Source organism: Synechococcus sp. CS-1333 (assembly GCF_025128015.1).
In the GTDB taxonomy this organism is placed as follows: domain Bacteria; phylum Cyanobacteriota; class Cyanobacteriia; order PCC-6307; family Cyanobiaceae; genus MW101C3.
Genome location: NZ_JAHLYO010000010.1, coordinates 18,829 through 31,347 on the forward strand (window position 1 = coordinate 18,829; position 12,519 = coordinate 31,347).

Sequence of the window (12,519 nt, forward strand, 5' to 3'; positions counted from 1 at the left end):
GTTCAGCCCTCCTGTTTCTTCAGGAAGAGAACCGACAACCCGAGCAGGATCGGCACAGCCAGCAGCAGCGCGGCGAAGGCGCCGGATAGATCTGCGAAGCCCAGGCCCTTGGAGAAGGTGCCGGTGGAGATGGTCAGGTAGTGGGCCGTGGGATAGATCGCTCCGATCACCGCCCCAGCGCCCTGCAGGGACGACACAGGATCGAGCAAGCCGCAGAAGGAGGTGGCAGGCAGGATCGTCAGCACGGCGGTGCCGAACAGGGCGGCGATCTGGGTGCGCACCAGGGTGGAGATCAGCAACCCCAGGGAGGTGGCACAGATCACGTAGAGCAGGGCGCCGCTGGCCTGGGCCAGCACGCTGCCGGTGAGAGGCACGGCGAACAGGGTGACCGCCAGAACGGTGAGGAGCACATAGTTCACCATCGCCAGGGCCACGTAGGGCACTTGCTTGCCCAGCAGGAACTCCAGGCGGGTCACGGGGGTGGCGTAGAAGTTGACGATCGTGCCCAGTTCCTTTTCGCGCACCACCGAGAGCGCCGCCAGGATCGCCGGGATCAGCAGCAGCAGGATCGGAATCGTGGCCGGCACCATCGCCACCAGGCTGCTGATGTCGGGGTTGTAGCGGAAGCGTGTCTCGATGCTGGCGGGGGGGAGCGGGCTGGTTTGACCCAACACGCGCCGTGCCCTGTCCTCCTGCCACTGGCCATGCAGGCCCTGCACATAGGCGCGCACCGTCTCGGCCCGCATCGGCATCGATCCGTCGATCCAGGCGCCGATCTGCACGGGGTTGCCGCGCTCGAGATCACGCCCGAAGCCCGGTGGCAGTTCGATCGCCACGCTCAGCTCGCCCGAGCGCATGCGTCGATCGAGGGCGTCATAGCCGTCCAGTGGCGGATGTTCGATGAAATAGCGCGACCCGGCCAGATTGAGGGCGTAGTCCCGGCTTGTTGTGGTGCCGTCGCGGTCGAGCACGGCATAGGGCAGATTCTCCACATCCATGCTCATGCCGAAGGCCATCACCACCATCAGGAACAGGCTGCCGAGCACGGCCGTGCTGATGCGGATCGGGTCGCGGCTCAGTTCCAGGGCCTCGCGCCGGGTATAGCTCCCCAGCCGTTGCAGGCTGAACCCCTGCTGCTGCCTGGGTGATCCCTGCCTGGGTGGCGCTGCTGCCAGGGTTGCAGTTGTGGGGGTGGGGGCGCTGTCGCCGCTCGCCTCCTCCAGGTAGCCGATGAACGCCTGCTCGAGCGTGGCCGCGCCGCGCCGCGCCACCAGGCCGGCGGGGGTGTCGCTGACCAGCACCCGGCCGGCATGCATCAGGGAGAGGCGGTCGCAGCGCTGCGCTTCGTTGATGAAATGGGTCGAGAGGAAAATCGTGACCTGTTCCTGGCGCGACAGGTCGATCAAGTTCTGCCAGAACGTGTCCCGCGCAATCGGATCGACGCCCGACGTGGGCTCATCGAGGATGAGCAGGTCGGGCCGATGCACCAGTGCCACCGCCAGTGACAGCCGCTGGCGCACCCCCAGCGGAAGGGCAGCGGGGAGGGCCTCTTCCAGACCCGCCAAGCCGAACTGCTGCACCAGATCCGCGACACGCCCGGGGATCTCCGCCTCCGGCATCTGGAACAAGCGGGCGTGCAGCACCAGGTTCTGCCGCACCGTCAGCTCGCTGTAGAGCGAGAACGCCTGCGACATGTAGCCCACCCGCCGCCGGGTGCTGAGGTCATCGGCGTCCAGGGGCTGATGGAAGAGGAGGACCCGGCCGGAGCTGGCCGGCAGCAGCCCGGCCAGCATTTTCATCGTGGTGGTCTTGCCGCAACCGTTGGAGCCGAGGAAGCCGAAGATCTCGCCGCGCTCGATGCGCACGTTGACCCGATCGACCGCCAGAAAGGTGCCGAACCGCTTGCTCAGATCCATGGCCTCGATCGCCACCTGGCCGTCGCCCGGCGGGCGCGCTGGAATCGTGACCGGATGGTGCTCCCGCCGCCTCGCCTCGGGCAGCAGGGCAATGAAGGCGTCCTCCGCTGTGCTGGTGCCGGTGCGCCGCCGCAGCTCCGCCGGGCTGCCGGTACTAAGCACGCGGCCGCCATCCATGGCCACCAGCCAGTCGAAGCTGGCGGCCTCGTCCATCGAGGCGGTCGCCACCAGCACGGTCATGGCCGGGTGCTCGCGCCGGATGCTGCTGATCAGGTCCCAGAACTGGCGGCGCGAGAGGGGATCGACCCCGGTGGTGGGTTCATCGAGGATCAGCAGGCCGGGGTCGTGGATCAGGGCGCAGCACAGGCCGAGCTTCTGCTTCATGCCCCCCGAGAGCTGGCCGGCTGGGCGAGTGCCGAAGGCCGCGAGTCCGGTGCGCTCCAGCAGCTCGGCGCGGCGGCTGCGGCGCTCGGCGCGGCCCTGGCCGAACAGACGCGCGAAGAAGTCGATGTTCTCGATCACCGTGAGCGTGGGCGACAGGTTGTTGCCCAGGCCCTGGGGCATGTAGGCGATGCGGGGGCAGACCTCGCGGCGATGGCGTGGATCGGCCATGTCACCCCCCAGCACCTGCACGCGGCCCTTCTGCCTGCGGCGGATCCCAGCGACCAGGGCGAGCAGGCTGGATTTCCCCACCCCATCCGGACCGACCAGACCGGTGAGGCCACCGCCGACAACGTCGAGGCTGACGCCGGCGAGGGCCCGGGTCGCGCCGAACTGCAGCTGCACATCCCGGAGCTGAACGACCGCTGGCGTCAATCCGGAACCCTCACCGTCAACGCCGCCGGCCAGGCGGCCTTGGGGTCGAGTCGGACGTAGGCCATGCCCGGCAGTCCGGTCTTGACGCTGCGGATGTGGCGTTTCAGCAGGGCGGGATCAATGCGGGCCTTGATCCGGAACATCAGTTTCTGGCGCTCCACGGCCGTCTCCACCGTTTTGGGGGTGAACTGGGCCACATCGGCCACGAAGGTGACCCGCGCCGGAATCACCAGCTGAGGAGCGGCGTCCAGCACCAGGTGCACATCAGCCCCCATGCGTACCTTGCCGGCCTGGGCCGTGGGCAGAAAGAACGTCATCGAAACGTCGGAAAGGTCGACCATGTTCAGCACCTTCCCGCCGGCGCTCAACACTTCGCCGGGCTGGGCCACGCGGTACTGCACCCGCCCATCCCTGGGGGCCTGGAGCTGGCTGTCGGCAATGTTCGCCTTGATCCCCTCGATCCGGGCCTGGGCGGCCGCCACTGAGGCCTTCGCCTCGATCACCAGCGAGCCTGCTGTGGTGATGGCGGCGCGGCTGGCCGCCACGGTGGCCTGGGCGGAGGCGACGATCGCATCAGCGCCATAGAAACCGGCGCGGGCATCGTCGAGGCTCTCCGCTGAAACGGCGCCACTGACGAACAACTGCTCCGTGCGGCGGCGATGGCGGCGGGCGTCTTCACGCTCTGCGCTGTGCTGCAGCACGATGGCTTCCGCAGCCGTTCGCTCACTGCGTCGCTGGGCCACGCTGCTCTGCGCCGTTTCCACAGCGTTGCTGGCCTTGCGCAGATCCGCCTGGGCTTCACGGAGTTGGGCATGAAGCACATCGGTGTCCATGCGGGCCAGCACCTGCCCGCGAACAACGAAGTCCCCCTCCTTTCCCAGCACTTGCTTGAGCCGGCCCGCTGACTTGGCCGCCACATCGATTTCTACGGCCTCAATGCGTCCGTTGCTGCTGGCGAACCCCGGCGCCAAACCCTTTGGCTGGTTGGCGCGCCAGAGCCAGCCTGCCCCTGCACCGGCCACCGCAAGGGCCGTGATCACAAAAAGCCAATGCTGCCGGGTCATGATCTGGCAGCGGTTGGAATCAGCTCGACCCAAGCCAATCCCTGAGCAGCCTGGAGATTGGGGCAGGCGATAGTCAACAGGGCGGCCAGCTTGCTTGTCTGATCGATGTCACACCTGGATGGCAGTTGATTCACCGAAAACAAAGCCGTTCTCGCGTCTCCCTTGCGTTCAAGCCGGGTTGGTTTCGTTCAATGACCCTGACGATCCTGTTCCCCTTGCTGGTGGCCGTCGTGGTAGACCCCTGTCTAGCCAGGCCGTTCACCGGCGCCGGCTGAAGGGTGTGCCGAATCGGTGGCAGAAGTGCAGCACATCTGTGCGAGATGCGCGGAAGTCTGGCGCATTGCTTTGATCGGTAGAAGGCAGGGGCCTGAAGCGAAAGATGCTCAAGATGACCATGATCTGGGGGTAGTGGTTGCCGCCATAGCCGCCTTGGCCGGCTTGCACGGCAGGATCAGGTTGCGGTTCTCCGCAAGGATGATGGCGAGATCACGAACACATTCGTGGCTTCCTTTGTGCAGTTGGCCATCCCCCACCTCACCAGCAACACGTTCGTGATGAGGAGCGTGGATCGATCACCATTGCATGCCGAGATCGCTCAGGCGAACACCATCCAGATCTGGAAGCACAATGTTGGCGGCACCAACACGCTCCTGAGGTCCGATGCCAACCGACCACATCCCTGCAGCAATGGCTGCTTCAATGCCAACGGCAGCATCTTCAACCACCACACAGTTGGCAGGAGTAAGTTTCAATTGAGTGGCAGCATATTGAAAGATGTCGGGTGCTGGCTTGGGCCGTTGAACGCTGTCGCCGTCTGCGATTGCATCAATGAAAGCTCCGATCCCAAGCCTGTCGATGACAGTGCGTGCATTCTTGCTGGCGGAGCCAATCGCAATTTTCATCTTTGCTTGTCTGAGCTCCTGTAAAAACTCAATGGCCCCTGGAAGCATGTCCTGGGGGGTGATGGTTTGGATGTCTTCAAGGTAGTAGCGGTTTTTGCGCTCCATCATGTCCTGAAGTGCAGATTCGGAGTAATGACGGTCGCCAATGATCTGCTGAAGCGATCCGCGTCTGGACACACCACGCAGGGCCTCATTGGCCTTGCGATCGAAGGGTAGCTTTTCCTCATCCGCTAATCTCTGCCAAGCGCGGTAATGAGATTCGGAGGTGTTCGTCAACACCCCATCCACATCGAAGATGAAGCCCTTGATGTCTGGAGCTTGAGTTTGCGTTGGACCTTGAGCTGGAGGTGGTGCTGGCTGTGACAGATCAAAACTGTGCCAGGAACCGCGCCATTGCAGCTTGAATCTGAGCCGCTTCCAGGTTGGCGGCAGATGGGGAATCGCCATCGGGCTGTTTCCCTTCATGTGAACGCCGGCGAAGCCGAACACCACGGCTTGCCATACGCCACCGGCTGACGCCGCATGAATCCCATCTGCTGTGTTGCCGCGGCTATCTTCGAGATCAACGGTTGCTGCCTGCATGAAGTATTGATAGGCTTCTTCTTCCATGCCCAGCTTTGCGGCCAGGATCGAAAGAATGGCAGGGCAGAGCGACGATCCGTACGTGGTGTCTGTGCGGGGAGTGTAGTAGTGCCAGTTCTTTTCGAGAACATCAGGGTAGGAAAGGCATGAGTCGGTATCTCGCATCAGATAGAGGAGCATCAGGACGTCAGGTTGCTTCAGAACCTGAGACTGATTGGTCACATCCATTCCCAGAACGTCCTGCATGGAGCGATGCCGGGGCTCGTAGTCATTCAGGTGGATGTCTCGTAATTCAAAGAACTGATCAAACTGTTCAATCAGCCCGGTCTTGGCATCGTATGGGGTGTAAAGCTGTGCGATGGCGGCTTGGAGCTGGCGCAGCCTGTCTGCATTAAGTTGTAGCTTTTGAGCGAGCAAAGCGGCGTGGTCGGGAAACTGCTGCTGCAGCCATCCGTAAACGGAGACGGCTGTCTCCAGATTCCACTTCGCCATCCAATTGGTATAGGCGTTGTTGTTCACCTGTTCGTGGTATTCATCAGCGCCTATTACTCCATCCAGTTCAAACCGTTCCAGCTCCGGCTTCCACTCCAGCCGACTCATCCAGAAGATGGCAGTTTCCAGAATGACTTCGGCTCCGTAGTCTCGTAGCCAGATGTCATCGCCTGTTGTCTGCCAGTAGTGCCAGGCCGCATAGGCAATATCGGCACTGATATGAATTTCGCGATCACGGCACCAAATGCGTATCGCTTTCGAGTAGGGGTCGGTCTGAATGGACCATCGGGGCGTCATCTCATCACCCGTGGCTGCACTCTCCCAGGCATACATCGCACCGTGATAGCCACTATGGGCAGCTTTTCGCCGTGCACCACTCAGGGTGTGATAGCGGTAGGTCAGTAAGCTCTTGGCAATCTCAGGCTGCGTCAAGGTGAACAGTGGCAAGATGAATATATCCGTATCCCAGAACACGTGTCCTCGATACCCAAATCCCGATAATGTTCTGGCCGGAACGCTGACGCGGCTGCTGTCTGCGCATTCACCCGCGATGTGCGAACATGCGCCAATAAATAGTTGGAAGATGTTGTAGCGCACGGCCACTTGTGCGTTGGTATCTCCTTCAATCTCTATATCGCTTTGCTGCCAAAACTCGTTCCATGCGTTCTGATGCGCCCTCAGCAGAATGGGATAGGCCGGCAGGTTGGTCAGTTTGGCCACAGCCGCCTGGGCGGGATGGTCCACATCCTGTGATGTGATCAAGGTGACAACTTTCTCTACGCCTACGGTTCTTCCCTTGGCCGCGAGAAAGGTGATCGCGATGGTGGGGCAATCAACAGAGCCCGTTGTTCGTATTGGTAGATCGTTATTGATCGGTGTCATTCTGGCTGCCATGCCGAGTTCGACATGAGAACTGCGGGTGCGAACATGCAGCCAGAGGCCTTGATCATTCGCTCCCCGGTCGAGCTGCTGCCAATGATCAAAGCCTTGGTTGTTGGCAAAGCCATGAAGGCTGGTCTGAATTTCAATCGCTCCAGTGAAATCAAGAGGAGTGATCTGGCAGTTCAGTCCGAAAACGGGATGATCTGCCAAGCTCGCAAAGCGCTCAAAGCGAAGATCCACGGTGTTCCCCGTTGGGCTCCGCCAGCGCAGTGCACGGCTAAGGATCCCGTTCCGTAGATCCAGCGTTCGTTCGTATTGGAGGATGGTGCCATGATCCAGTCGGAATCGATCGCCGTTGATCACGATCGCCAGCTCCAGCCAATCTGGACAATTTGCGAGCTCGGTATAGGCTCCAGGAATGTCGTCATAGACACCATGCACCAGTGTGGCCGGCATCGCATTCGGATACCCTTCTTCAAAGCTTCCCCGCGTACCCATGTACCCGTTGCCGATCGTAAACACTGTTTCTCTGGAGCGTATCTTTGCTGGATCGAAGTGATACTCGCTCACGCTCCAGTCTGTGTATGTCAGTTCATGAGAATCACATGAAGGATGCAGTGAGCTTGTGAGTTCTGTGGAAGTCATTGGCCCTGGTTGTCTGGGGGTGTAAGCGTATGCAGCTATGGCGTCTTCGCTCTGTGAACGCGTGAAACTCCACCTTCAAGTCTGGTTGTGCGCCAATGGGGCAGAGGTGATGTTGAGTTGGTTTGTGGCAGCACACATCCCATCGTTTCGGTGTAATCCTGGACGAGTGACTTCAGCCAGCCTTGGCTTCAGGGTCGATGCCGTGGCCCATGGGATGGTGTTGCTGCATGGCTTGAGCCAGTGCGGCTTGGGGAAGTGATCAAACGCCAGCCCGTAGCCTGTCTTCATGATGATGCGCACGACTCAGGCGTGGTCGCTGTGCGGCAGATCTGAGGTGCCGCGACCGGTCTTGAGGGGCTGAAGGTGACATGGACCACGGAACGCCGATCCCAAGGTGTACGTAGCCCGACCGCTCTGCTGCTCGTAGCTCAGGCGTACTTCTGCGTTGCATTGTCCATTGACCCAGGCTGGCCCGGGGCCAGGGCCATGCAACGGCCTGAGCTGGGAAGCTTGGCCCGATCAACCAGAACCAGGTCACCGTTGAAGAGACCAATCCCGCCGATGGCATCACCCACAACGACCAGTGGCTCAGTACTCACCAGGGGAAGCACCAGCTCGCGGTTCAGGTCGCGGCGGTCTTCGATGGAGTCGTTGGCAGGTTGTGTCGTCGAGCCAATGCAGGCCAAGCTCCCCGGCGCTATTGGATGCGCTTGAGCCGGTGGCGGATGCAGCACCAGGCATGAAGTGGACTGAGCACTCACGGCTTGGTGGACCGGGACTTCTGAGTAGTGACAGCACCATCTGGCGGCGGGGTTGTTGTGCCAGTGACCCGTCCAACCGGTGGGGGGCTGGCAAAGGGCCCTGCCAGTGTTTCTGCTGCTTCGTGGAGTGGTAACCGCCTGGGAAGAAAGATGAATCGCTAACTAGCTTTCCTGCGTGACTGTTAGACCAATCTCTTGGCCGTAGGACAGTTCCAGCGTATGCCCGTCAGGATCTCGCAAAAATGCCCAATAGCCAATCGGATAGCCCGAATCCTTGGGTTCTTCAAGCAATAACCCAGCCTGGCGAGCCTTGTCGCACAACATGTCCACGGCTTCCCGGCTCTTACAGCCAATTCCAAGATGGGCTAGGGGAGAGAGAACTGGCTGCACAATGGTGGCTTGAATCAAAACAATCACAAACGGTCGCGTATGGTCAGACAACCAGACAACTTCAGATCCTGTTTCCCTGTCAATGCGCCGATGCACAACTTGCATGTCAGCATAGGTAGCATAGAAATCAACACTGCGTCCAATATCGGAAGCGGGTAAGGCGACGTGGGTAAGTCCAAGATCAAGCATGGTCAGCTCCTCTGGCTTTGTTGATGACAGTGTAATCCTGGAAGCAATGATGGGGAAGTTGCCTTTGTCCAGCGGTGACGAATGGTTGTCTTGGGTGGCGGCGGCCTTTGGAGTGTTGGGGTGGGCTGGGATCCCAATACCCAGCAGTTTTTGATGCACCACCCCTACGGAGAAGCCGATCTGGTGGCAGGAGGGTTTACGCGCACACAACAGGGAGCTGCCGCATGACCACGACCACCCACTCTCATCAGCCCTTGACCGATCAAGGGGGTCGCGTCATTGATGTTGGGCTGTCCCTTCCCTCAGTCCTAGGGCCACTCCAAGGTCAGTTCCAGCTTGCGTCTGGCTGTTGCCGAGCTCTTCCTGGAAAAGGGTTGGGCCACAGGGGCCATTGTTTCGGTTTGGATCCATGCCGTCAACATCGCCAGTCGTCGCTTAGGGCTGGAGATCAGAAAGCGTTGCGGCAGGAGCCACTTGCCACTCCGGGGACGGAACCAACCTGGACCAATCGTGCGGTGAAGCGAGTCTTCATTGCCGGGATTCCCGACCATCGACACCCAACCTCCGGCGGCATCAGGAATCTGCTCCGAACGGGCAATGGAGAGACGCATGGGGCCGGCAAGATCGTTCCAGGTGAAGGCCGCAGCTGGAGGGGATGAAGGGATTCTGACAAAGCCGAATTGTCCCAGGGACACTGCTATGGGGGTTTTCAGTGTCGTCAGTTTGTGACTGGATCCATCGGGCATCACCAGCACAAAGCTATAATCTTTCTGTGGCAATATCCTGATGCCTTCGTTTACATCATTGTCGATGTAGTAATTGGGGTGGCGATCGTAATAGTTTCCTTGCCAGACCTTGAACTGCATCCTGGTTCCATTGACTTTGATCTGGAGATCGTCCCGTTCAATCACCGTGCCTTCACTAGTGGCAAGCACGGCACGAATGGTGTCGCGGGAGACTCGAGCACTGCTGTTCTGTTCAAGCTCTATCGTCACGACCACGTCACTGAGATTCTTCGGCAGCTCACGGCTGGTGCGCGTGCAGCCTGCGATTGCCAGTGAAAGGGTGGAAATGACCAAGGCTGCTCGTTGCCACATGTCAAAGATCTGTGGTTGAGGGTTGTCACCATTATCCACGCGCCCTTTGTCCCATGATGGCAAGATGCTCAGCCCATGGGCAAAACAACGTGCCGTGTTGGAAGAATCGAGGCGCCTATCTGGCAAATGGATCCCCAGCTTGACGCCTGCCGATCGACTCGTGGTGCTGGGAATGCTGCTCCATGCCATTGACCTCCGTTTGGGGGCATTGAGCCGAACGTAAAAGTTACGGGCTGCCGAAGGCGGTCCCGTGGGCGTAGGGTTGGGCTGAGAACTCAAAATAACTCGAACCTCCTACCTCATGCCAGTTCGCCCTGATCGTTCGGGCAGATTCAGACGAGTCCGAATGATCTTCTCAGGCCGTTCTCGACCGGACCGGCGGGCATGAAGCGGCGCAACTTGTATAGAAGAGAGGCCTCACCCTTGGGCCTATGGCGCATCTTCCATGCACCCAATGCTGCGTCGACAATCGTAGCTGCGACACCATCGGGCTGGGGCGCGTTGAGATCCATGTTGGTCTTGGTAAAGGAGGGTTCAACAAGGGCCACGCGAATACCGAATTGGCATACCTCGTGATCCAACGTCTCGGACAGCCCCTCAACGGCATGCTTGGAGGCTGAATAGAGCGCCATGTACGGCGCAGGCAGAATGCCCAACACCGAACTGATGGTGACGATGCGACCAGAACGCTGCTCACGCATGTGCGGCAGCACCACTTTGATCACGCGCACGAGGCCGAATAGGTTGGTATCAAACAGCGTCTGGGCTTCGGCAATCGACGTTTCCTCCGCCGCGCCTATCAGAGTCACACCTGCGCTGTTCACCAGCACGTCAATGCGCTTGGCTTTTTCGATGATGGTCTGGATGCCGCGCTCAATGGAGGCTTCATCGCGCACATCCATTTGAATGATTGCGACGCCCGAAACTTCCTGTACGTTTACCGCGTTGCGCACGGTGCCGAGTACTTGGCAACCCTGCTTGACACACTTCATGGCGGCGGCACGCCCAATTCCTGATGACACACCAGTAACGACGACAACTTTGGACATCGACATGGCAGTTCCTTTATGCGTGGGTGGTTGAATAAAATCTGAATTTGTCTGCCTGACTCCTGATTAGAAAGCCGATCGCAGATCTTCGTGAGCGGGATCAGGCCAGACGAACGGGGGACGCCGGCTTCAGACCGCAAAGCCACGCGCAAACCGCAGCAGCAGCCGTGGGTTTCCCCGTAGGCGGATGCGGCCGGTGAGCAGGGCCAGCAGCAGGTTGCGCTGACGGCGCAGGAAGGCGATCCAGGTGGCAGCGTCGGCCTGCACCAGGAGATCGGGCCGACCCACCAGATCGTCCTGGACCGTGCAGGTCTGATCGGCGATCACCACAGTGAAGCGGCAGGGCTCCGCGCCGCTGAACTGGAAGTGGTAAGTGGCGGTGAGGTTGCGGGCCTGCCCGGGCCGAAAGGTCATCGACAACCCGTTGCGGAACCCCTCGACCGAGATCGGTGTGAGGCTGCTGCGCACCCGCTTCACCGTCTTGTGGGGGAAACGTTTCGCCACATGGGCCTCGGCATCCGAGCCCGGCACCACATAGACCGCTTCGAGCTTCTCCTGCAGCAGTTGCACCACCTCGCGCACGAAGGCCTTGCGATCGTTCAGGAACGGCTCCATCACCTCCTCTCCGGCGGGACAGGCGGCCAGGCAGTAGGCCGCCTTGTCGTTGGCGCCGAAGGAGAGGCTCTGCCACATCGTGGCCGAATCGGCCTCGCCCACCTTGCGCTCGTAATCCCGGGCCGAGCGGCTTTCGGCGAGGTTCTTCGCCCAGTCGCTGAAGCCCCCCAGGAACTCCCGGTCGTTGTGGGTGTAGCAGGCCGAGAAGTTGAAGCGGCCATCGTTGCCGATCGCCATTGGGGCCCGCTCCCGGTTTTGGATGCTCTCGGGCACAACACATGCCCGCTGAGGTCTCATGGATACAGCCGTGTTGGCCTGTCGTTAGCTTGTCTTCTGATGTGGCGTGCCGATGTACGGAAACTCCTTGAGAATGTCAGTGTGCGGGCTGAGGCCGGTTGGGGGAATATCACCCTTCGAAAGGAAGGCGAGGCGATGATTGATGACGTCGTCGGTAAAGACGCGGCCGTTGGGATACGTCGCAGGCTTAGAAGGATTGAAACACAGCATGTCGGGCAAAATGCGGTCGGCGTCGATCGCGGCGATGGCTTCTTCTCGGGTGTAATTGCCCGTATGCCCCATCAGGTGTACGAACTGATCCGTCCATCGCTTGCGATCGTTAACTGGCTCGCTGGCGTTGTATTCCAACTTGGTGTCATCGGTGTTGAAGAAGCTGCTGACACTCGGGTGGCCGGCGCGATCAACATGAAGCAGTTTGCCGTCCTCAAGTACGCTGCATCGCCCCCAGATGCGGATCTCCGGATCGGCGTCGAGCTCGCTCGTCGGCAGCTCGATCACCATCGAGAAGACGTTGGCTTCCGTATTTGAATCCACGCCGGTCCACGGAGACTTGCCGCCCAGGTGGGGGGCGGTGAAGTTTCTGCCGCCTGAGGTATCGAAGAGATTCTTGATGCCGTCGAAGTCGAAAAAGAAAGCGTCGCTGCGAGCACCGGCGAAGAACGTGTAGGCGCCGGACTTGACGATGTTGGGTTCGACGCCGAAAGAGACCTCGGCATCGGCGATGATCTTTGTTCCAACAGCCTCGACGGAGAGGGATTCCTCGCCTTTTGCAACGAAGACGGTTACGGTTTGCTTTCCTTCGTTCGGCGGCGAGAACACGTA

At 60.3% G+C, this 12,519-nt stretch carries 9 protein-coding genes; all 9 read right to left on the reverse strand.

What is annotated here, in order from left to right:
• Positions 1 to 2 precede the first annotated feature (2 nt).
• Positions 3 to 2,732, reverse strand: coding sequence for a ribosome-associated ATPase/putative transporter RbbA (gene rbbA / locus KQ303_RS03020; protein WP_259729101.1), 2,730 nt, complete (start codon positions 2,730 to 2,732; stop codon positions 3 to 5).
• Complete coding sequence (locus KQ303_RS03025; protein ID WP_259729102.1) at positions 2,729 to 3,796, reverse strand: HlyD family secretion protein; 1,068 nt, start codon at positions 3,794 to 3,796, stop codon at positions 2,729 to 2,731. Before KQ303_RS03025 ends, rbbA begins: the two co-directional genes overlap by 4 nt.
• Before the next feature lie 572 nt (positions 3,797 to 4,368).
• Positions 4,369 to 7,224: a beta-phosphoglucomutase gene (pgmB, locus tag KQ303_RS03030; RefSeq protein WP_259729103.1), complete on the reverse strand. Its 2,856-nt coding sequence runs from the start codon at positions 7,222 to 7,224 to the stop codon at positions 4,369 to 4,371.
• Positions 7,225 to 7,727: 503 nt separating this feature from the next.
• Positions 7,728 to 8,060: a hypothetical protein gene (locus KQ303_RS03035; protein ID WP_259729104.1), complete on the reverse strand. Its 333-nt coding sequence runs from the start codon at positions 8,058 to 8,060 to the stop codon at positions 7,728 to 7,730.
• Between the two features lie 162 nt (positions 8,061 to 8,222).
• Positions 8,223 to 8,849: a VOC family protein gene (locus KQ303_RS03040; protein ID WP_259729105.1), complete on the reverse strand. Its 627-nt coding sequence runs from the start codon at positions 8,847 to 8,849 to the stop codon at positions 8,223 to 8,225.
• Positions 8,850 to 8,947: 98 nt separating this feature from the next.
• Positions 8,948 to 9,925, reverse strand: a complete 978-nt coding sequence (locus KQ303_RS03045; protein ID WP_259729106.1) for a hypothetical protein — start codon at positions 9,923 to 9,925, stop codon at positions 8,948 to 8,950.
• Between the two features lie 143 nt (positions 9,926 to 10,068).
• Positions 10,069 to 10,791 carry an oxidoreductase gene (locus tag KQ303_RS03050; RefSeq protein WP_259729107.1) on the reverse strand — a complete coding sequence of 241 codons (723 nt, stop codon included), beginning with the start codon at positions 10,789 to 10,791 and terminating at the stop codon, positions 10,069 to 10,071.
• Positions 10,792 to 10,914: 123 nt separating this feature from the next.
• The gene (locus tag KQ303_RS03055) at positions 10,915 to 11,637 is read right to left on the reverse strand and encodes an SCP2 sterol-binding domain-containing protein (protein WP_259729108.1); all 723 of its coding nucleotides are present in this window, start codon (positions 11,635 to 11,637) and stop codon (positions 10,915 to 10,917) included.
• 84 nt (positions 11,638 to 11,721) lie between these two features.
• Positions 11,722 to 12,519 (reverse strand): DUF4331 domain-containing protein (locus KQ303_RS03060; RefSeq protein ID WP_259729109.1); only part of this gene is annotated, 798 nt, incomplete at its 5' end.